Genomic DNA, 20,574 nt, shown 5'->3' on the forward strand with positions numbered 1-20,574 from the left:
AGCGCGATGCTAAGTCATTGCTTAGCATACTACTGATAGGTTAGCTCCCCCTACCGACGCCAACCTAGGGCAAAACAAAAAACGGCATGCCCCGTTATATCTTTCAAAATATAACGAAGAAGCCTATTTTGAAATTGGTACTTTCTACAGTTCGCTATCGGCTTTTAGCGCTCGGTGCAGTTGCCACTTCGCTGGTGTTTGTAGCCGTTAGTGCGCCAGCGGCTTACGCTCAGAGCCCTAGGGTGCCCCGCCCGCCCGTGCCCAAAGACACCCTGCACACCGACCTCAACGAGGTGGTGGTGTCGGCCTCGCGGGTGGAGGAGAGCTTTTTGCAATCGCCGGTGACGGTGGAGAAACTCAACCCGCGGGCCATTCGGCTGTCGGCGGCGCCGTCGTTTTTCGATGCCATCGAGAACCTGAAGGGCGTGCAGGTTATCACGCCCAGCCTGGGGTTTAAGGTGATAAACGCCCGGGGCTTCACGAATACGACCAATGTGCGCTTTGCTCAGCTCGTGGATGGCGTGGACAACCAGGCGCCCCACATTGGCGGGCCCATCGGCAACGTGCTGGGGCCGAGCGACCTCGACATTCTGAATGTAGAAGTGGTGCCCGGCACGGCCGCCGCGCTCTACGGCCTCAATGCCATTAATGGCCTGGCCAATTTCACGACCAAGAACCCGTTCACTTACGAGGGCCTGAGCGTGCGCCAGCAAACGGGCGTGAATCACCTCAACGACCCCAACGTGAAGACGTTTGGGGAGAAGGGCGGCTCTTCGACTAGCTACTCCGAAACCAGTGTGCGCTACGCCAAGGTGCTGCTGGCCGACAAGCTGGCTTTCAAGGTGAATGCTACTTATCTGCGGGCCTTCGACTGGATAGCCAACGACCAGACCGACATCAACGGCCAGGGCAACGCCACCACGGGCCTCTTCGGGGCCGACAACCCGGCTCGCGACCCGGTGAGCAGCTACGGCAACGAGTCGTCGGACCGCTCGACGCTGACCCTAGGCGGCAAGCAGTATTCGGTGGCCCGCACCGGCTACAACGAGCGCGACTTGGTGGACTATAACATTCGGACGCTCAAGGCCGATGCGGCGCTGCACTACCGCTTTCGGCCGGGCGTGGAGCTGGCGTATACCTACCGCGTGGCGGGCTTCGACAATGTGTACCAGCGCTCAAACCGCTTCCGGCTGCAAGACTACCACTTGCAGCAGCACGCCCTGACCCTGACGACGCCCGTGGTGCAGGCCCGCGCCTACCTCACCCAGGAGAACACCGGCCACAGCTACAACCTGCGCTCGATGGGCGAGAACATCGACCGCAGCTACAAGCCCGATGCTACCTGGAACGCCGACTACACTAGCGCCTGGAACGCCACCGCTGGCGGAGCCAGCGTAGCAGCCGCCCATGCCACCGCCCGCCAAGCCGCCGATGCCGGCCGCCTCCAGCCCGGCACCGAGGCCTTCAATCAGCGCCTGAGTCAGCTACAAAACATCAACAACTGGGACCAGGGCGCTGCCCTGCGCGTGCAAGCCAAACTGCTGCACGGCGAAACCCAGGTAAATATTGCGGAAGCCCTACGCCGCAGCGGCAAATCCTTGACGGACAAGCTAGACCTGCTGGCAGGCGCCGACCACCGCACCTACCTCGTGGTGCCCGATGGCAACTACTTCGTGAACCCAGAGCCGGGTAAAGACGCCCTAGGTGATAACCTGACGTACTCTAAAACCGGGGGCTTTGTGCAGGCGGGAGGACGGCTTTTTCAGGAGAAAATACGCTTGACGGCCACGCTGCGCGTTGATAAAAATGACTACTTCAACGTGAAGTTTAACCCGCGCTTCACAGCTGTGTATTCGCCTACGCAGCGCCAAAACTTTCGCCTTAGCTACCAGAGCGGCTACCGCTTCCCGAGCTTGTTTGAGGGCTTCTCAAACGTGAACAGCGGCCAGGTAAAGCGCATTGGCGGGCTGCGCGTGATGAGCGATGGAGTATTTGAGAACAGCTACACCCGCGCTAGCATCGACGCGTTTAATAATCAAGTAACGGCTGCTGTTAACGCCAACACTTCTTCGCAAACCACTGCCCAAAAGCGGGCCGCCGCCATCCTGGCCAATCAGGGCACCTTGCAGAAAAACCCTTACACCTACATGAAGCCCGAGTACATTAAGTCGCTCGAAGTGGGCTACAAAGCGGCGTTTGGGGAAGGTGGCCGGCTGCTGGTCGATGTCGATTTCTACTACAACTCGTACCGCGACTTTATCGCCCAGGTCGAGGCCTACGTGCCAATCGGCACGGCCAACGCCGCCAATTCACCCCTGCGCGACCCGCAGCAAGCCAACTACTTACCCATTACGGCCGACAACAGCCTGAACGCCGTGGCTACCGCTCTCAACACCCGCGCCACCCAAGCTCGCTACCGCCTCTGGACCAATTCGCGCAGCCAGGTGTACAACTACGGCGGCTCGGCGGGCCTTCGCTACAACCTGGCCGGCGGCTACTTGCTGGGCACCAACGCCACCTACACCCGCCTCGACCGCACCGAAAACGGCGACGGCCTCGAAGACGGCTTCAACACCCCACGCTGGATATACAACGTCAGCCTGGCCAACGAAAACGCCTACCGCAACTTCGGCTTCGGCTTGAATTTTCGCCACCAAGTCAGCTACTACTCGCAGACCTTTCTGGTCAATGGCGACGTGCCGGCCTACAGCACGCTCGATGCTCAGTTGAGCTACCAGCTGCCGGCCGCGCCCCAGGTACGCCTCAAGCTCGGTGCCAGCAATGTACTCAACCAATACTATGTGAGCTACCTAGGAGGCCCCAGCGTGGGCGGCCTCTACTACCTCACCGTGACCTATGGGCTGTAAACTGAATGCTTAAGCAGACAGTTTAGCAATAACAGCCGTTTGTCATTGCGAGCGTAGCGAAGCAATCGCACCTGTTCAGCCGCGCCATTCTGGTGCGATTGCTTCGCTGCGCTCGCAATGACAAACGATTTTAAATTGCTTACTATGTCTACTTTCTCTCCTGCTGAGCGCCAGCGCTACCGCCGCCACCTCCAACTCGCTGAAATTGGCGAGGCTGGCCAAGAACGCCTGCGCCAGGCGCGGGTGCTAGTAGTGGGTGCCGGTGGCCTAGGCTGCCCCATCCTGCAATACCTAGCCGCGGCCGGCGTGGGTACCCTAGGGCTGGCCGACGCCGACCAAGTAGAGCTGACCAACCTGCCGCGCCAAATTTTGTACGGCCCCGCCGACGTGGGCCAGCCCAAAGTAGAAGCCGCTGCCCGTGCCCTAGGTCGCCTCAACGACCTCGTAGCGTATGAAGTGCACCGCGTGCGCGTGAGCCCCGACAACGTGCGCGAGCTAGTAGGTGCCTACGACGTAGTGGTCGATGGCTCCGACAATTTTCCGACCCGCTACCTGCTCAACGATGCCTGCGTGAGTTTGGGCAAGCCGCTGGTGTCGGGCGCTATCTACAAGTTTGAGGGGCAAGTTTCGGTGTTCAATTACCAAGGCGGCCCTACCTATCGCTGCCTCTTCCCCGAGCCGCCGAGCGCCGCCGAAGCGCCCGATTGTAATACCACCGGCGTGCTCAATGTGCTGCCCGGCCTCATCGGCACGGTGCAGGCTACCGAGGCACTGAAAGTAGTCCTAGGGCTCGGCGACGTGCTCAGCGGCCGCCTCTGGATACTCGATACGCTGAGCTTTCAGAGCCGCACGCTACGCTTCAAGCGCGACGCGGTACAGAGCCTCATCAACCTCGACACGGCTAACCCCGCCGATTATATCGACGCCAGTTGTGCACCTACCCCGGCTAATAGCTTGCTCACTAGTAGCGAACTACGAGCGCTGCTAGCCGCGCCAGAGCCACCGCTACTGCTGGATGTGCGCAACCCGCTGGAGTACCAGCGCCGCCACCTGCCGGGCGCCGTGCTACTGCCGCTGCCTCAGCTCGCCGACCGCGCCACCGAGGTGCCGCGCCAGGGCCCGGTAGTGGTGTACTGCCAGAGCGGCGTGCGTAGCGCCCAAGCCGTGGCCCTGCTCCAAAGCCTAGGCTACGACAACGTGCGCACCCTCAGCGGTGGAATAGAAGAGTATTGAGTTAGCTGTCAGTAAACTCTCTAGCATGGCCTTCATCAGGTCATGCAGAGCGTAGCGATGCATCTCGCTCGCTGCAGTAATTCCTAACGTTTTTGAAGTTAGTGCAGCACGCGAGATGCTTCGCTGCGCTCTGCATGACAAACGCATTTTTTTGCGATTTCATAAGGCAGCTTTGATACCTAGGTACTCGCAACTGACAACTATCCACCCCCGTTATTCCCAACCTTATATAACGGTATTGGGTTGAAATGAATGAAAACCCCCACTTAGCGTTTAGGGTAGTACATAGCCTGGCAATCCCAGGCTTCTTTAGGTTTCCGCATGAGTAGTTTTTCCACGCCCACCCCGTTACTAGACGCCCACGGCCGGCCCCTGGAATACCTGCGCCTAGCTGTAACCGACCGCTGCAACTTGCGGTGCTTCTACTGCATGCCCGAAGAGGGCATTAAGTACATGCCTAAGCACGAGCTGCTTAGCTATGAGGAAATGCTACGCCTGGTCAGCATCATGACCAGCCTGGGCGTGCGCAAGGTGCGCCTCACCGGTGGCGAGCCCTTTGTGCGCCGCGACCTAGTGCCTTTCATGGAGCGCCTGGCCGCAATCCCTGGCATCAACGACCTCAGCCTGACGACCAATGGTGTACTCACCGCGCCGCACGTGCCCACCATGGCCCGCATTGGTGTGAAGGCCGTCAACCTCAGCCTCGATACCCTAGACCGGCAGCGCTTCTTCGACATCACGCGGCGCGACGAGCTGCCGCAGGTCATGCGCACGTTTCATGCACTGCTCGATGCCGGTATTCAGCTCAAAATCAACGCCGTGGTGATGAGCGACCGCAACATCCAGGACCTAGTGCCGCTAGCCGAGCTCACCCGCGAGCTACCGGTGGAGGTGCGCTTCATCGAGGAAATGCCCTTCAATGGCGGCAGCCACGTAGCCACGCCCGAGTCGCTGCCCTGGAACCACCGCCGCATTCGGCAGCACCTGGAGGCCCACCTAGGGCCGCTAGTGCCCGCCTATGCTGGGGCCGGCGCCACCGCCGACGAGTACACCGTGGCCGGCCACGTAGGCCGCATTGGCATCATTGCGGCGTACTCGCGCACCTTCTGCGGCACCTGCAATCGCCTGCGCCTCACGGCCGAGGGTGGCATCAAAACCTGCCTCTACGACCAAGGCGTGCTCGACCTGCGCGCCCTGCTGCGCGGCGGCTCCTCCGACCAAGAGATTGCCGAGGCCCTAGGTCAGGCGTTTTACCACCGCGCGGCCAATGGCTTCGAGGCCGAGCGCCAGCGTCCCGTGCACCAGCTCAACTTTGAGAGCATGGCCACGATAGGCGGCTAGTATTATCGCTTCAATCAACCTGTTATCGTGAATATTAACATTGCCCTTTTTGGCATTGCCCGCGAGATAGTAGGGCAGTCCTCCCTGACCCTCGACGCACCCGCTGGCCAATCGGCTGCTGGGCTGCTCGCCGACTTGCGCCGCACCTACCCCGAGCTGGCGGGCTTGCGCAGCCTCGCCGTAGCGGTCAATAATGAGTACGCTGCCGACGATGTCGTGCTGCATGAGCGCGACGAAATCGCGCTGATTCCGCCCGTAAGCGGGGGTTAAGAACTAAAAACGTCTGTCATTGCGAGGAGGCATGACGAAGCAATCGCACCTGGTGGGCTCGTCCTGGTGCGATTGCTTCGTCGTGCCTCCTCGCAATGACAAGCGCTATTGCTTATCAACTAACACTTTATTTCATGCAAATCGACCTCACCGACCAGCCCATTGATGTAGCGGCCGTGCTGCAAGCCGCCGAGTCGGAAGAAGCCGGGGCCGTTAATGCTTTTATCGGCACAGTGCGCAATCGCAGTGAGGGCCGCCGCGTGGTGCGCCTGCACTACGAAGCCTACCCGCCCATGGCCCTGCACCAGTTGCGCCGCGTGGCCGAGATGGCCCAGGAAAAGTGGCCCATGCTACGCAAAATAGCCGTCTCGCACCGCCACGGCACCCTAGAAATTGGTGATGTAGCGGTAGTAGTAGCCGTGTCCACGCCCCACCGGGCCGACTCCTTCGCTGCTTGCGAGTACATCATCGACACCTTGAAGGAAGTCGTACCCATCTGGAAGAAAGAGGAGTACGAAGACGGTACCGTGTGGGTCGCCGCGCATCCCTAGGTAGCTCAGGCATCGGCCTTGACCGACAGGGCTAGGTCTTGCTGCGCATCAAGGGCGGCCAAGCGCGCTACCAGCGCGGCGCGCACATCGGCGTAGGTATCAGGGCCGAGCGCTAGGCGCAGCGGGGCCGGGTGTTGGCTAGCCGAGTCGAGCATGGCTTGCGCTATTTTATCGGCATCGTTGGGAATGGGGAAGTCGCCATTGAAGAGGCCCCGGCGAACGTCGCCGGCCGGCGTCTGGTCGTATTCGGGCATAGCAGGAGCGCTCACTAGGCCCGTGCCGAAGCCGGTGGGCGTGGCACCAGGCTCCACAATGGTTATCTCGATGTTGAAAGGCGCTACTTCCTTGGCCACCGTTTCAACAAAGCCTTCAATGCCCCACTTGGTGGCGTGGTAGAGGCTAAAATTGGGATAAGTCGTTTGGCCGCCGGCCGACGATACCTGCATGAGCCGGCCGCCACCCTGCGCCCGCAGGTGCGGCAGGGCCGCCCGAATGAGTTGCATCGAGCCGATGAGATTGGTATCAATCTGGTGGCGAATTTGCTCGTCGGTTACTTCTTCGGCGGCGCCAAATAGGCCGTAGGCGGCGTTGCTCACAACCACGTCGATGCGGCCTAGGTCGGCAAAGGCCGCATCAACTACTTGGCGAATGGCGGCGGTATCGGTAAGGTCGAGCACGGCTACCCAGAGGCGGTCGCCGTACTCCGCTTGTAGCGCATCGAGCGCGCTGGGCTGACGCACAGTGGCGGCCACCCGGTCGCCACGCTGCAAGAGTTTTTCGGTGAGCAGGCGCCCGAAGCCGGTCGAAGTGCCTGTGATGAACCACGTTTTCATGAAAGAGAAAGTAGGGGTGAAGCCCTTCGGGAAAACTCTTCCCCGAAGGCACTACAAAGGTCCCCTAGGTGGCCAGGGGCCGGCTAATACGATTCAAACGGATGCTGACCCCAATCAAACCGAGCGCAGCGACGACGGCGAGCAGTGCGCATACTTGCGAAACAAACGGGTAAAATGCGTCGGCTCCTCAAAGCCCAGGCAGTGGCTGATGTGGCTGATAGGCCAGTCGGTATGCCGCAGCAACGTGCGTGCCTCTTGCACCAGGCGCTCGGCCAGCAGCTGCGTAGTGGTCTTGCCAGTGGCAGCTTTCAGGGCCCGGTTGAGGTGGTTGACGTGCACGGCCAGGGCGTCGGCAAAGGCCTGGGGCGTGCGCAGCGCCAGCTGCCGCGCGGGCGTGATGATGGGGTACTGGCTCGCCAGCAATGAGCCGAAGGCCGCCGCCAGCCGGGTAGCAGCCGTGGCCCCGTGTGGCTCGGCCACGGGCTCCAGCTTCAGTGCCCCATGAATGCACTCCATGAGGTAGTGGTACAGCAGCTCGTACTTGTAAGGATAGTCTGAGGCCTGCTCGGTCAGCATCTTTTCGAACAGCTCGCCAAACGCCCTGGCCTGGGCAGCCGTGAGGCGAAAAAATGCGGGCTTGTCGGGCGCAAACACGGCCCAGTCGGCTGGCCGCAGGTGCGTGTGAGCGGGCAAAAATGCCTCGGTGAACACGCAGCAGTAGCCGCGGCACGCGCCATCTGCGGGCACGTCCCAGGTGTAGGGCACCTGCGTATTGGTGCACACCAGGGCTTGCTCGCCGGGGGCCAGTGTCAGGCGCTGGTCGGCGCAGAGGTAGGTGGCTGGCCCAGTAGTCAGGGTTATTTTGTAAAAATCCTTGCGGCTATACACGCCCACCAGTGCCATATCGGCGAGAAAATCTTCTAGCCGCCACGCGCTGAAAGCCCCGCCCCGCAGCCCATCGGGCTGAAGCAGGGGCAGCCGGTCGGCGTAAAACGCTGCTAAGGTTTGAAGCCCAATCATGGCGCAAAAGAACTAGCTGGCAGCACCTAGGGCACGCTAGTCGGCGTGATGGAAATCAGACTTGCCACCGGTTTTATCCAGCAGTCTAATTTCTTCAATCACAATATCGTGCGACATGGCTTTGCACATGTCGTACACGGTGAGGGCAGCCACGGAGGCGCCAGTCAGGGCCTCCATCTCGATGCCGGTTTTGCCGGTGACGCGGGCGGTGCACTCGATTACCAAGCTGTCGGGCTGCACAGTCTCGATGGTGATTTGGCAATCGTCCATCCCTAGGGGGTGGCAGAGCGGAATGAGGTCGGCCGTTTTCTTAGCGGCCATCACCCCCGCAATAATGGCTGTCTGAAACACCGGGCCTTTGCGGGTGGGCAAGTCGCCGGCCTGCACCAAGGCCAGGATATCGGCCCCGAGGCGCACGCGGGCGCGGGCGCGGGCCAGGCGGGCCGTCATGGCTTTCGGGCCAACATTGACCATGGCGGGCTGGCCAGCTTCGTTGAGGTGGGTGAGCTTGGGAGCTAAATCGGACATGAGAGCAGCGTAAGATTGCTGCAAGGTACGTAGCCCACCTAGGGGCAGTTAGGCTGCTGCGGGCCGAAACGCTACCCGCAGCGTATGGCGCTGCCCCGCCGCCGCGTAGCAATAGGTAACCGCGAACCCATAGTAAGCGCCTATCTGCTGCACGATGCTCAGGCCCAGGCCCGGCGACTCAGTAGCGGCGTGGTGCTTGCGAAAGCGCTCAAAGAATCGGCTAGGGTCGCCCTCAATGGCCGGGCCGGGGTTGCTGATTTCCAAGGCCTCGGCACTGAGGCGCACCGTAATGTCGCCGCCCGGCTGGTTGTGCTTGATGGCATTATACAGCAGGTTGTGCAGCAGCGAATCGGCTAGGCCTGGGTGCATGGCTAGCACAAGGGCCTGTTCCAGGTGCCGGTGCAGCTGCAGCCCGCGAGCTTCTAGCAGGGGCGCTAGTTGGTCTACTTTCTCGTCGAGCACGGCGGCCAGGTCGAGCGGCTGCGCCTTGGCAAACTGCCGGTTTTCAATCTTACTGAGCAACCCGAGGGCCTGGTGCAGGCGCGACAGACGGCGCGTGGCGCCGTACAGGTCGGCCAGCAGCGGCGCTGCAGTGGGATTCTCGCTCAGGGCAGATACTTGCAGCAGCTGCTCGAGCTGGGCCTGCATGATGGCCAGGGGTGTCTGCGTTTCGTGGGCTGCGTTGGCTGTGAATTCGCGCAGGTTTTCGTAGTCGGCCACCAAGCGCTCGCTTAGGTGGGTCACGGCCAGGTTTAGCTCGGCAAACTCCTCAATGCGTGGCCTAGGCAGGGCCAGTGGTCGGTGCTGCTGCAAATCGTAGCGGCGCAGGGCGTCCAGGGTGTGATAAAACTGCCGCCACAGCCGCACGCTCAGCCAGCGATTAAGCAGCAATACACTCAGCATCAGCACTACCAGTACCGCCAGCATGATGCCCAGCACCACAGCCAGCAGGTCGTTGGTTTCGACCAGCGACTTGCGCAGTGTCACCCACCTAGGTTGGCCCTGGGCCTGCAGCCGAAACGTAAGCTGCCGGTGGGGCACCCACGTGTGCTCGTTGTTGTCGCGCAAGATGGTATCGGTCAGGCCCAGGCGCCGCGGCCGGGCGCTCACCACAAACTGGTCGGCAAAGGGGGTAGACACGAGTGGCTGCCCAGCTTGTACCAGCGCCGCTATCTGCCGCTTGTGCAAACCGAGCTGCTCATCTACTTCATGGCGCAGCGCTGCATTCACGCCGTAGTACAGCGCCCCGCTCGCCAGCGCAAACAGCACCGCCACCAAGCCTAGGTAATAGCGATTGGTGGCGGCGAGGAGCTTCATTCAAGAAAACAGTAAATGGCAGGCGCACGAGCAAGGTAGGGCAAAAGCCGTTGACTGGCCTTCTGCCTCACTCCCCACTTAGCTTGTAGCCAACGCCGTACATCGTCCGGATATAGTTATCAGCACCTTTTTCCTGTAGCTTCTTGCGCAGGTTTTTGAGGTGAGTATAGATAAAATCAAACGTGTCGGCCGTGTCTACGGCATCGCCGCAGAGGTGCTCGGCAATGGCCTCTTTGGTGAGCACCCGGCCAGGATTGGCCAGCAGATACAGCAACAGGTCGTATTCTTTGCGGGTGAGGGCTACTGACTCGCCGTGCACCAGCACCTCGGCCCGCTCGGGCCACACCAGCAAGTCGCGAAACACAATGTGATGCTGCCCCTGAAACTGCCGCCGCCGAATGATGGCTCGCAGCCGGGCATTGAGCTCCGACAGGTGAAAGGGCTTGACCAAGTAATCGTCGGCCCCTAGGTCGAGGCCCGCCACCCGGTCTTCGAGTGTATCGCGGGCTGTGAGAATGAGCACACCCGCCGCTGGGTTTTCGGCCTTGAGGGCACGTAGCAAATCGAGGCCATTGCCGCCAGGCAAGGTGAGGTCGAGCAATACACAGTCGTAGCGATACAACCGGATTTTTTCGTAGGCCTGGACAAAATCGGGGGCGACTTCAACGACGTAGCCACTCTGTCGCAGCGACTCGATGAGCGTGCTGCGCAGCGCCGGCTCATCTTCAACAAGAAGTAGTTTCATGTGAGTAGGTGGGTGGGAAGGGAAGGGGTGAATGCGTGAAAAACGGCAGGAAATCTAAAGGATTCTTGTAGCTCCCTCTGTTATCCGTCCCAGTTCATCCCCTAGGTCTCCACCTTGCCTACTTAGGCCGCCAAGTGAGCGTGAGGCCGGGAGTGCTGCCAAAAAAGGTGGGCATCACGCCCACATCGCGCCCGATGGCCTTGCGTCCCCAGCGGTTACGGTGCGTGAGGTAGGCCAAGTGCGCCGACAAAATGCCGAAGCCCGCGCCCGCCACTACATCGCTCTGCCAGTGCTTATCGACCACCATGCGCAGCACGCCTACGCCAGTAGCCAGCGTATACGCCCCAATGCCGTACCACTGGCTTTTGTCGCGTAGCTCGGTATGCACAATGCTGGCCGCCAAAAAAGCCTGCGCCGTGTGCCCCGATGGAAAAGATAAATTGTCGGAGCCATCGGGCCGCTCTTCGTGGCTCAAGGCCTTCACAATGAAGGTACTACTGAGCATAATGGCCTCGCTTTTGGCGATGATAAGCAAGACGTTGATGCGGTCGTTGCGCGACTGTACCCCGGCCAGCGCCACGGCTCCTAGCTCGACGTAGGGCGCAAAAATGAGGTAGTCGGCAATACGGCTATCGTTTTTAGGAAACAGCCGGTGGATGTCGCGCCGGGCCTCCTGGTTGGTGTAGAAGCCCCCCCCATTGAAGGTGTAGGCGCCATAGCCAATAAGCACCGCTGGCACGATGGCCGCCTTAAAGACTTTGCTCTTAAAAAACGGCTTCTTAACGGGTGACGATACCCCCGCGGGGTTTTCGTATTTGTGCGTAGTATCGGCCGCGGCCGGCGCCGCCGGGTTGAGCGGCACCTGGGCCTGGGCAACCGGGGCCAGCCCTAGCCAGGCACTTAGTACCAGCATGCACGACAGCCCCCACGAACGACGCGCACGGGCAGCTATAGAAGTAGTAAAAGAGGACATGCTGCCCTCTACGGTAAAACGGTGCTCGCCTTTGCCTCTCTGCCTACAAAAGAATCGCTATTCAAGCAATATCTTTTGATTATTAATTAGTTAAAATCTTCCAGCAGCCTCTGTTGAGTAGCTATACTGGCAGTGCGCCGGTATCCTACGCTCGCGCCAATAACCGCTGCAACCGCTGCCCTAGGGGCCTGCTGTAGCGCCGCTCCACTAAGGTGTGCAGCCCGTAGGCTAGCCCCCCTAGGGCCAACAGCATTCCTGCCAGTAGCACGTGCTTGTTTACACTACTACCTAGTCGCTGCAACACGATGTAGCCCATATTGTGGTGCAGCAAGTAGATAGGATACGTGAGGGCGCCCGCCCACGCCAGCCACGCCCTATGAGGCAGCTGAAACTTGTGGTGCGTGAGCAACAGAAAGAGCCCGAAGAATAAGGCGATGACGCCACAAACGAGAGGTACCGAAAATGCATCCTGGAATAGAGTAGCATACTCCATTGCTACAGTTTTGCCGCTGCGCATGCTCAAGGCAAAGGCCCCGGCGAGCAGCGCATACAGCTGCCAGCGCCGTCCTTGATTAGTTTGGAGTAGATAAAATACCATGCCCGCGCTGAAGAACGGAGCAAAACGCGGAAACAGAACAATCATAAAGATGCCCTTGCCATAGCCCGTGCCAGCCAGCGCCGCGTAGCCCAGCCACACAGCCAGCACCAGCGGCAAATGTCGAAGCCAGCCGAACGCAATGGCTACTGCTATCCAGAAGTAGAACAGCAACTCGATGGTCAACGTCCAGTACACACCATCTACGTGCGGATAGCCCATGAAGTCATTTAGCATCAACATATTGGGCAAGTAGGCCTGAACTGACGCGGCGAGTATGGGCGACCAGCCCGCCGCTTGCGGCCGCGGCCCTAGCAGCCACACCACCAAAAACGTGAGCGTACACGCCACCCAATAGGCTGGGTAAAGCCGCGTGACGCGGGAAATAAAAAACTGGTTGACCGTCTTGCCCTGCGCCGACATCAATACCACGTACCCCGAGATGATGAAAAACAGTTCGACGCCTAGGTACCCGTATTTGAAAAAGGACCCTAGCCGTGGATATTCTACCGGGCTGAGGTGGTCGGCATGGAAGCCACGGTAGGTGAAGTGGTAAAGCACAACCGCCAATGCGGCCAGAAAGCGTAGCAGGTCTATTCCGTAGTATCGGATTGGTTTTTGGCGTACTTCCGGCTCCATGTGCAAACGTAGGTGAGCCAGTTGTTTCGTGGACTCAGACCTCAACAATGCCGCAAGGCAGTAGTTTTCCTACGAAGAATCAAATTTTAATTAAAATATATCCTATTCATAAAAAGCGAACGTACTATTCAGTCTAGGTTCTGAAATATTACCCTATAATCGTAAGCATCACCCAGCTAACTGAATAAAATATATAAGCAGCCCTAGTGACACTACCCAGTGTGACTCAGATGCCATTGTTTTATGGATAGTACCGCTCTTTTGAAGCCGTAGATTTATGAAAAAGAAAAGGCCGTCTTCGGTAAGAAGACGGCCTTTTGCTTAGTAGCGGGGACTGGACTCGAACCAGTGACCTTTGGGTTATGAGCCCAACGAGCTACCAACTGCTCCACCCCGCATTGTTTGGGAGTGCAAAGGTAGGATGAATTTCTGGAATGGCAAGGGGTTGGATGAAAAAAGCGCTTCTATTAGCATTTCTACCTGATTAGCAAGGGCTTTATTTTTTACTACATCCCATCCAACCTATTTTTAGGCGCGGTCGCTGGTAGTCTTTACCAGGTTGATACCAGAGAAAAAGAAGATGAGACCCACAACAAAGGGCACAATAGAGTTCATTTTGCCTAGGTGCAGGCCGCCGATACCCAAAAAGCCCAAAGCCCCGATAATGATGCCAATGATGCCGAGTATGGTAAGAATGCTGCCGAAAGTGCGTTTCTGGTTCATGTAATGAAGAAATGAAAGGTGTTGAAGGGGAAGAGTGGACAAGCCGAAAGCGGCAATAAGCTTGATACGGATGTCCGGGCTAAAGGTGCTGCGTTAGCGCTACTACTGTGCGGCTAAGCACCCTGACACTTACCTAGGCCTTACGCGATTAAGCTACACTGACCTAGGTCCGCGCACCCTAAGCAGTGGCAGGCAACCAGGCTAGCAGCCAGGTTTATTAGCAATATTTGCTAAGGTTTTTTTACTTTATCTGGTATGTCGCCCAAACGCCCGGCCGCACTGGCTTTCATCTTCGTCACGATTCTCATCGATGTTATCGGGCTGGGGGTTATCATTCCGGTGCTGCCCACGCTCATCGAGCAGCTCACGGGCGAGGGCGTGAGCCGGGCCTCGCAGTATGCGGGGTGGCTGTCGTTTGCTTACGCGGCGGCGCAATTCTTCTTTGCGCCGGTGGTGGGCGGCTTGTCCGACCGCTACGGACGGCGACCAGTGCTGCTGGCTTCGCTGCTGGGGCTGGGGTGCGACTACATTTTTCTGGCTTTGGCGCCGAGCATTGCCTGGCTCTTTGTGGGGCGCGTTATAGCGGGCATAACGGGGGCCAGCTTCACCACCGCCACGGCCTACATCGCCGACGTGAGCACTCCTGAGAAGCGGGCCCAAAACTTTGGGCTGGTAGGGGCAGCCTTTGGGTTGGGCTTCATCATTGGGCCGGTCCTAGGTGGGTTATTTGCGCACTTTGGGCCGCGGGTGCCCTTTATGGTAGCGGCCGTTCTTAGCTTATGCAACTTTCTCTACGGCTTCTTTCTGGTGCCCGAGTCGCTGCCTACCAGCCAGCGGCGGCCCTTCGAGTGGGCGCGAGCCAATGCCGTGTCCTCACTACTGCGCCTAGGTAAGTACCCCGCCATTATCAGCTTGGTAGTCGCTTTGGTGCTGCTGTACCTGGCTGGCTCGGCCACGCAGTCGGTGTGGACTTTCTACTCTATTCTGAAATTCAATTGGGATGAGAAGCTCATTGGCTACTCGCTGGGCGCGGTGGGCCTGGGGGCGCTTATTGTGCAGGGCGGCTTGGTGCGCGTGCTCATCCCCAAGCTTGGCACGGCCCGCGCTATTACCCTAGGGCTGCTGTTTTATGTGGTAGGCTTCGTGCTGTACGCGTTTGCTTCGCAGGGCTGGATGATGTTTGCCATCACGGGTATCTATTGCCTAGGTGGGCTGGCGGGGCCGGCGCTACAGGGCTGCATTTCGGGGCAGGTGCCAGCTTCTGAGCAGGGCGAGCTGCAAGGTGCGCTCACGTCGCTCATCAGCGCTACGGGCGTGGTAGGGCCGCTATTCATGACTAATTTGTTTGCGGCGTTCACGAGCTCGACGGCACCGGTTTACTTCCCAGGGGCGCCCTTCTTGACTGGGGCCGTTCTGACCCTACTAGCACTGCTAGTAGCCGCGGGCACACTACGCCGGCTGCCCGCCGATGCGGCCGTGGTAGTGCCAAGCCCAGCCGAAGCACACGGCTAAGCGAAAATATTTTCAGGACATAAAAAGAGCCTTTGCCCTGCATGGTAAAGGCTCTTTTTATGCCTTGTGCTTTCAGGCGTCGGCAACCTTTTATTGATTATTTACGAAAAAATCGTAGTATTACGAAAAAATCGTAAATATTCTTATGGAACGCCTCACCCAACCCGAAGAAGATGCCCTGCGGGCGCTCTGGCGCACTGGCCCCGGCTTTGTGAAAGATGTGCTCGAGCACCTGCCCGAGCCGCGCCCTCCCTACACTACCCTGGCCTCAACGCTGCGCAACCTAGAGCGCAAAGCCTACGCCAGCGCCGAGAAGCTAGGCAACTCGTTCTGCTACACGCCGCTGGTAAGCGCCGAGGACTACCAGCGCCGCTCGCTGGGTGCGCTAGTACGCGAGCACTTCCGCGATTCTTATAAGGAGCTCGTTTCCTTTTTTGCGAAAGAAGAAAAAGTTAGTGCTGCTGACTTGCAAGAGATTATCAAGCTCATCGAGAACCAAAAGCCCGAGTAGCTATGGAAGCCGCTTTGCTCTATCTGCTGAAGGCCAACGTGGTGCTGGCACTCTTTGCAGCAGCGTACTACGGGCTGCTGCGCCGGCTCACGTTCTTTGGGCTGAATCGGGTGTACTTATTAGTGGCCTTGGTTTTTGCGGCGGTGTATCCGGCCTTGCCCGTACCTGCGCTGCTGCCCGCTGTGGCGTTGCCGGCACTGCCAATTACAGTCCTAGGTGCTACAGGTGCGGGCAGCGAGACTGCGCACCTAGAAGCCAGCCCATTTCTCAATTGGCAACTACTAGTGTTGGGCACCTATGCCCTAGGTGCGGGCCTGCTGCTACTGAGGCTACTAGGGCAGCTGCTCAGCCTAGCCTGGGTGCGGCGCCACACGCAGCCCGTGGTAGTGCTGGGCCAGCCGGTGCGCCGGCTGGCGGGCGAAGGCGGTCCATTTTCCTTCGGTAGCGACATTTACTTGAGTGACAGTACCCTGGCTGATACGCAGCACTTAGCTGCTGCGCTACGCCATGAGCAGGCCCATGTGCGCCAAGGGCACACCTTAGATGTGCTAGTGGCGCAGATAGCCACAGCCCTGGCTTGGCTAAATCCTGCCGCTTGGCTACTGCGCCGCGCCGTGCTCGACAACCTCGAATACCTGGCAGACCACGCTGCGTTGCAGACCGGTCTCGACCGCCGCGCCTACCAATACAGCCTGTTGCACCAGCAGCCCGGTGGCGTGCCTGCGCCAGCCTTGGCTTTCCATTTCTCCTTTCTTACCCTCAAGAATCGCATCACGATGCTCAACCAACCGGCCTCTACCCCCGGTCAGCTCGGCCGCTATTTGCTGGCTGCGCCGCTTGTGATAGCGCTGGCCTTAGGGTATACAGGGACTTATGCACAGGCGCCAGCTACTATCGTCCTCGACGGACCTCCCGCCAAGGGCCCAATTCCAATTTACTACATTGATGGCAAGCGCATCGAGCCGCTTACGACCGCGCCACTGGCAGGCTTAAACCCCGATGATATCCGCAGTATCAATGTATTGAAGGGCGAGCAGGCCCAGCAGTTTGACCCAGTGGCTAGCAAGCGAGGATTGATTTTTATCACCACTAGAGCAGGGGCAGCAACTCCGGAGGTGATAGCCTTCAACAATAGGGTAGACTCCATTGCTCCAATCTATACCTCGGAGCCGGCTGAGGTAAATGCTATCGCGCCCAAGGGCCTAGCCTACATCACTAAGAACTACCCTAGCGCCCGAGTGATTGCTGTGACTAAGTACACACGCGTGAGCAATAGTGGCGTGCAATACCGGGTACAGCTAGCCGAAGGGAAGCGACCATTTTATGTCTTTCTTACGCCACAGGGAGATTTTTTAACCGAAGAGCGCCATTAATATTCCATCCGTTTTTGAATTCTCACATCCTTAGCTTTTCTATAAACCCGACTACTTACGAGCGCTCTAGCTGCATTACTGCACTTGCATTGTGCCTAGGTAACTGCGAGCAACAGTAGGCCAAGCCGGTTTCGACGGCGCCTCTCCCCCAAATGCAAGCGGCCCGCTATTATTTAAACGCGAAGCCTTCGACCAAGAAAGTCATTGAGCAGCTTGACCCTCCGTCTATGACGCACCTAGAGGTACTGGACAACTAGCAAGCCGCCACCTACGCCCAGGACCCTGACGTGAGGCGCGTGATACTAGCCCAAGCCAAGTAGCCTCGCACGCCAACAGCGGCCCGCATAATTCTCTTTTCTCATTCTCAAAAATCGCTTTGTCATGCTAAACAAACCAGCTTCCCGTGCTTCCCAACTTGGCCGCTACCTACTGGCCGCCCCCTTCATGCTGGCCCTGACCCTAGGGCACTCGGCCGCCCATGCCCAGGTGGCGCCCACGCCCGCCCAGGTGGCGCCCACGCCCGCCCCGGCCGCTCCGCCTATCCCACAAAATGTAACTTACTATATTGATGGTCAGAAAGCTGACAAGGATGCCTTGGGGAAGATTGTGCCTGATAACATCAGCTCTATCAATGTGTTGAAGGGCACTCAGCAACAACAGATTTTTGGCACTAGCTCGGCCGATGGTACGCTTGTTGTCACGACCAAAGCCAATGTCAACTCGCCGGCTGTACTAGCTCTGCGCAAGCGCATCGAAGCTGTAGCACCAACGGTAGGGCCTACGCCCGAGCAGTCGGCGGCCATCGCCGCCGTGCAGGCCTACATGACCAAGAACTATCCTACTGCCAAGGTGCAAATGGTAGGCCCAGCCAAGAATCAACCCGGCCGTTACCATACCATTTTTGAGCAGGATGGCAAGCGCCTACAACTCTTTTTTGATGGCCAGGGCAACCCCGTAAAAGAGTAACTGCGCTGCTAATAGGCACCTAGGGCAGTCGACCAGAAAAGATAGCTGAGTTTTGGGCGTTACGTTCGCTCAGGATTCGGCTATCTTTTTCTTTGCCTTGCTTTTACCCTTTCCTATGTCTAGTTCTTACCTACTAAGTTGGCGTGGTGGGCTGCTGGCCTGGCTACTGTTAGCAAGTCTCATTACCCGCGCCCAGGCCTACATCAACCTAGGGCTAGAGCCCCGCGCCAACCACGGCCAGCCGCTGGCACTGTGGGCCCAAACGGTACCACCAGGTGGGCGAGTGGTGTTTGATAGCACGGTATTTCGTCAGGGGAGAGGCAGCCTGCGACTGGAGCTACCTACCGCGGCTGAGCCTCGCGCGGCGTATATATCTACCAGTCTGGTGCCCCTTGACTCGACACGTGGGCAACTCGTGACAGTAAGCGTGTGGGTGCGCACGCAGGGCTGGCGGGGTACCATCCGGCTCAATGCTAGCAACACGGCCACTACCATTGCGGGCCTCACGAGCCAGTCGGCTTTCGCCATCGACTCGCTGCCCAATGCCGACTGGCACCGCCTCGCGCTACAGCTGCCTGTGCGTGCTGTGGCCTATAGCTTTGATATAACTATGCAGCTGCGCGGTAGTGGCCGGGTGTGGCTCGACGATATGCAACTAAGCGTGCGGGGCCGGCCGCTACCCGAGCTGCCGGTGCCAGCCACCGCCGCCCTGCTGCTGCCAGCAGCGGAAGTGCTTACCACTAACTGGGATTTTGAGCGGCGCTTGCCCCGCCTAGGGGGAGCCTACTCGCCCGGCGCAACGGTTACCCTTGATAGTGCTAGTCCGCAGCATGGCCGCCGCTACCTGCGCCTGGTGCCAGCCAGTGCGCCTGGCCAGAGAGCCCCCGCTGCCTACCTAGGAGCCCTGCGACTTATTCCTAATCAAGGCGGCCAGCGGCTTCGGGTGATGGGTTACTGGCGGCGACTTATTAGCGGCCCTAATATGGGGCCTGCCCCTAGCTTTAGCTATCGACTGCTCTCCTTTATACCACGCCCCGACGGCGGCACCTGGAAGGCAGACACCCTAGGCACTACCAGCAACCTGCCCACGCCCGGCGCGCAATGGACGAGCTTTGCCTTTGAAGTGCCGCTGCAAGGGCTTTTCAGCCGCAGCACCGACCCGGCCCACCTAGGAGCCCTCGCCCTGAGCGTGGTGCTGCCCACGCCGGGCGCGCTGGAGCTTGATAATTTGACGTTTGCGCTAGATGGCAAGCCCTACGTGCCCACCGGCCCACCCACGCCACCCCCGCCCACAGCTGCCGAGCAAGCTTGGCTGCGCACCGTGCTCAAGCCCTTGCGCTTGGCCACGCCCGCCACGGCAGGGTCTGACCTGGCCGCACTCGGCACTCTCCTAGGTCCGGCGCGGCTGGTAGGTCTGGGCGAAGTCACCCACGGCTCGAAAGAAGTTTTTAGCCTGAATGCTCGTATCAGTCAGTACCTGATTGAGCAAAAAGGCTTTAGCGGCTTGCTGCTCGAAGCCAGCCCAGCCGGCTGCGCAGCCCTGAATAACTACCTACGCACTGGCCAGGGCGACCCAGCCCGCCTACTGGCTGCGCTAGATGGCTGGCACACGCCCGCCGTGCTCGCCCTCGTGCGCAGCTTGCGCACCTACCAGCAGGCCCACCCGAGCACGCCGCTGCTAGTAGCGGGCATTGAGGTGCGGCAGCCCGAGCAGGCGCTGGCCTACCTAGGGCAGCTAGTAGAGGCCAAAGACGACTTTGCACAGCCGCGCCTGCGGCAGCTAGCCCAGCTGCTTATTGATTATCGTCACCCCGCGGCTGAAGAACTGGATGTGCGCCAGCGCCCCGACCAGCCGCGCGACTCGCTGCTGGCACCCCTGCGCCGCCTGCTGGGCGAACTGGCCTCGGGCTTCGACACCCGGGCCAAGCTGGGTCAGCCCACGAGCTTGCAGCTACTGGCTCGCCAGCGCTACTATCTGCGCTTAGTAGAGCAGGGCGCCACTTGGCGGCGGCTCGACCTAGGGTCAGCTGAGAATTATCGCCAAGCCTGCCTGGCCGAAAACGCACACTACCTCAGCCAACAGTATGGCGGCAAGCTGCTACTGTGGGCAAATAATCGCAGCGTGGCCAAGTTTATCGCCCCCGAGGAACGCCCGATGGGCGAATGGCTGCGTGCCACCCTAGGGCCAGCCTACCTGGCGCTGGGCATGTTGCTGGGGCAGGGCAGCTTTGCAGCGCAAGAGCTTACCGGCCGCTGGGCGCCGGCCTCGCTGGCGGCGGTGCGGCCCGGCTCGTATGAGGCATGGCTACGCACGGGGCCCGCTATGTCTTGGCTGGGCCTGAGCAAATTGGAGCTGACCGAAGACAACGCCTGGCTGTTTCAAAGCCAGCTGCTGCACGATATTGGGTACGCCGATGCGCATAACCAGTACATGCTGCACAGCCTGCGCGGCGAGTTCGACGCCGTGCTGTTTATTCGCGATTCGACGCCCGTGCCGCAGCTGGCCCGGCCCTAGGTGGATGGGCGGCGAACCAGTAGCCGCCCCGGCGGCGTTGGCGGACTGGGCGTAACTTGTTG

The 20,574-nt window shown here is 59.5% G+C and carries 18 protein-coding genes and 1 tRNA gene; 10 read left to right on the top strand and 9 right to left on the bottom strand.

Going from position 1 to position 20,574, the window contains the following annotated elements; genetic code table 11:
* Positions 1-194: 194 nt before the first annotated feature.
* The 5 genes from FNT36_RS06950 to FNT36_RS06970 all read left to right on the top strand — a co-directional run bounded on the left by FNT36_RS06950 (position 195) and on the right by FNT36_RS06970 (position 6,262).
* On the top strand, positions 195-2,867 hold the full coding sequence (locus tag FNT36_RS06950; protein ID WP_233635741.1) for a TonB-dependent receptor: 2,673 nt from the start codon (positions 195-197) through the stop codon (positions 2,865-2,867).
* A gap of 144 nt (positions 2,868-3,011) precedes the next feature.
* Positions 3,012-4,100: a HesA/MoeB/ThiF family protein gene (gene moeB / locus FNT36_RS06955; protein ID WP_144845837.1), complete on the top strand. Its 1,089-nt coding sequence runs from the start codon at positions 3,012-3,014 to the stop codon at positions 4,098-4,100.
* Positions 4,101-4,421: 321 nt separating this feature from the next.
* The gene (gene moaA, locus FNT36_RS06960) at positions 4,422-5,441 is read left to right on the top strand and encodes a GTP 3',8-cyclase MoaA (protein ID WP_144845839.1); all 1,020 of its coding nucleotides are present in this window, start codon (positions 4,422-4,424) and stop codon (positions 5,439-5,441) included.
* A gap of 27 nt (positions 5,442-5,468) precedes the next feature.
* Positions 5,469-5,711 carry a MoaD/ThiS family protein gene (locus tag FNT36_RS06965; protein ID WP_144845841.1) on the top strand — a complete coding sequence of 81 codons (243 nt, stop codon included), beginning with the start codon at positions 5,469-5,471 and terminating at the stop codon, positions 5,709-5,711.
* A gap of 134 nt (positions 5,712-5,845) precedes the next feature.
* Positions 5,846-6,262 (top strand): molybdenum cofactor biosynthesis protein MoaE, encoded by a 417-nt coding sequence (locus FNT36_RS06970; protein ID WP_144845843.1) that lies wholly within the window; start codon positions 5,846-5,848, stop codon positions 6,260-6,262.
* A gap of 5 nt (positions 6,263-6,267) precedes the next feature.
* On the opposite strand, the gene FNT36_RS06975 is transcribed toward FNT36_RS06970, so the two are convergent.
* From FNT36_RS06975 to FNT36_RS07015, 9 genes are all read right to left on the bottom strand, one after another.
* Positions 6,268-7,095, bottom strand: coding sequence for an SDR family oxidoreductase (locus tag FNT36_RS06975; protein ID WP_144845845.1), 828 nt, complete (start codon positions 7,093-7,095; stop codon positions 6,268-6,270).
* A 114-nt stretch (positions 7,096-7,209) separates the two neighbouring features.
* Positions 7,210-8,115 (bottom strand): helix-turn-helix transcriptional regulator, encoded by a 906-nt coding sequence (locus FNT36_RS06980; protein WP_144845847.1) that lies wholly within the window; start codon positions 8,113-8,115, stop codon positions 7,210-7,212.
* Positions 8,116-8,151: 36 nt separating this feature from the next.
* Positions 8,152-8,643, bottom strand: coding sequence for a cyclic pyranopterin monophosphate synthase MoaC (gene moaC / locus FNT36_RS06985; protein ID WP_144845849.1), 492 nt, complete (start codon positions 8,641-8,643; stop codon positions 8,152-8,154).
* Positions 8,644-8,691: 48 nt separating this feature from the next.
* The gene (locus FNT36_RS06990) at positions 8,692-9,960 is read right to left on the bottom strand and encodes a sensor histidine kinase (protein WP_144845851.1); all 1,269 of its coding nucleotides are present in this window, start codon (positions 9,958-9,960) and stop codon (positions 8,692-8,694) included.
* A gap of 67 nt (positions 9,961-10,027) precedes the next feature.
* On the bottom strand, positions 10,028-10,705 hold the full coding sequence (locus tag FNT36_RS06995; protein WP_144845853.1) for a response regulator transcription factor: 678 nt from the start codon (positions 10,703-10,705) through the stop codon (positions 10,028-10,030).
* A gap of 118 nt (positions 10,706-10,823) precedes the next feature.
* The gene (locus FNT36_RS07000; RefSeq protein ID WP_144845855.1) at positions 10,824-11,678 is read right to left on the bottom strand and encodes a phosphatase PAP2 family protein; all 855 of its coding nucleotides are present in this window, start codon (positions 11,676-11,678) and stop codon (positions 10,824-10,826) included.
* A 145-nt stretch (positions 11,679-11,823) separates the two neighbouring features.
* Positions 11,824-12,912, bottom strand: coding sequence for an acyltransferase family protein (locus tag FNT36_RS07005; protein ID WP_144845857.1), 1,089 nt, complete (start codon positions 12,910-12,912; stop codon positions 11,824-11,826).
* Between the two features lie 325 nt (positions 12,913-13,237).
* Positions 13,238-13,310, bottom strand: a tRNA-Met gene (locus FNT36_RS07010).
* 130 nt (positions 13,311-13,440) lie between these two features.
* Positions 13,441-13,635 carry a hypothetical protein gene (locus FNT36_RS07015; protein WP_144845859.1) on the bottom strand — a complete coding sequence of 65 codons (195 nt, stop codon included), beginning with the start codon at positions 13,633-13,635 and terminating at the stop codon, positions 13,441-13,443.
* 255 nt (positions 13,636-13,890) lie between these two features.
* On the opposite strand from FNT36_RS07015, the gene FNT36_RS07020 reads away from it, so the two are divergent.
* From FNT36_RS07020 to FNT36_RS07040, 5 genes are all read left to right on the top strand, one after another.
* A complete protein-coding gene (locus tag FNT36_RS07020; RefSeq protein ID WP_144845861.1) occupies positions 13,891-15,147 on the top strand; it encodes a TCR/Tet family MFS transporter in 1,257 nt (418 codons plus the stop codon).
* Between the two features lie 145 nt (positions 15,148-15,292).
* Positions 15,293-15,658: a BlaI/MecI/CopY family transcriptional regulator gene (locus FNT36_RS07025; RefSeq protein ID WP_144845863.1), complete on the top strand. Its 366-nt coding sequence runs from the start codon at positions 15,293-15,295 to the stop codon at positions 15,656-15,658.
* 2 nt (positions 15,659-15,660) lie between these two features.
* Entirely contained in the window at positions 15,661-17,031 is a 1,371-nt protein-coding gene (locus FNT36_RS07030; protein WP_144845865.1) for a M56 family metallopeptidase, read from the top strand.
* 381 nt (positions 17,032-17,412) lie between these two features.
* Positions 17,413-17,997, top strand: a complete 585-nt coding sequence (locus tag FNT36_RS07035) for a hypothetical protein (protein WP_144845867.1) — start codon at positions 17,413-17,415, stop codon at positions 17,995-17,997.
* Positions 17,998-18,112: 115 nt separating this feature from the next.
* On the top strand, positions 18,113-20,512 hold the full coding sequence (locus tag FNT36_RS07040; protein WP_144845869.1) for an erythromycin esterase family protein: 2,400 nt from the start codon (positions 18,113-18,115) through the stop codon (positions 20,510-20,512).
* The last annotated feature ends 62 nt before the right edge of the window (positions 20,513-20,574 follow it).

The organism is Hymenobacter setariae, assembly GCF_007713685.1.
GTDB lineage: Bacteria > Bacteroidota > Bacteroidia > Cytophagales > Hymenobacteraceae > Hymenobacter > Hymenobacter setariae.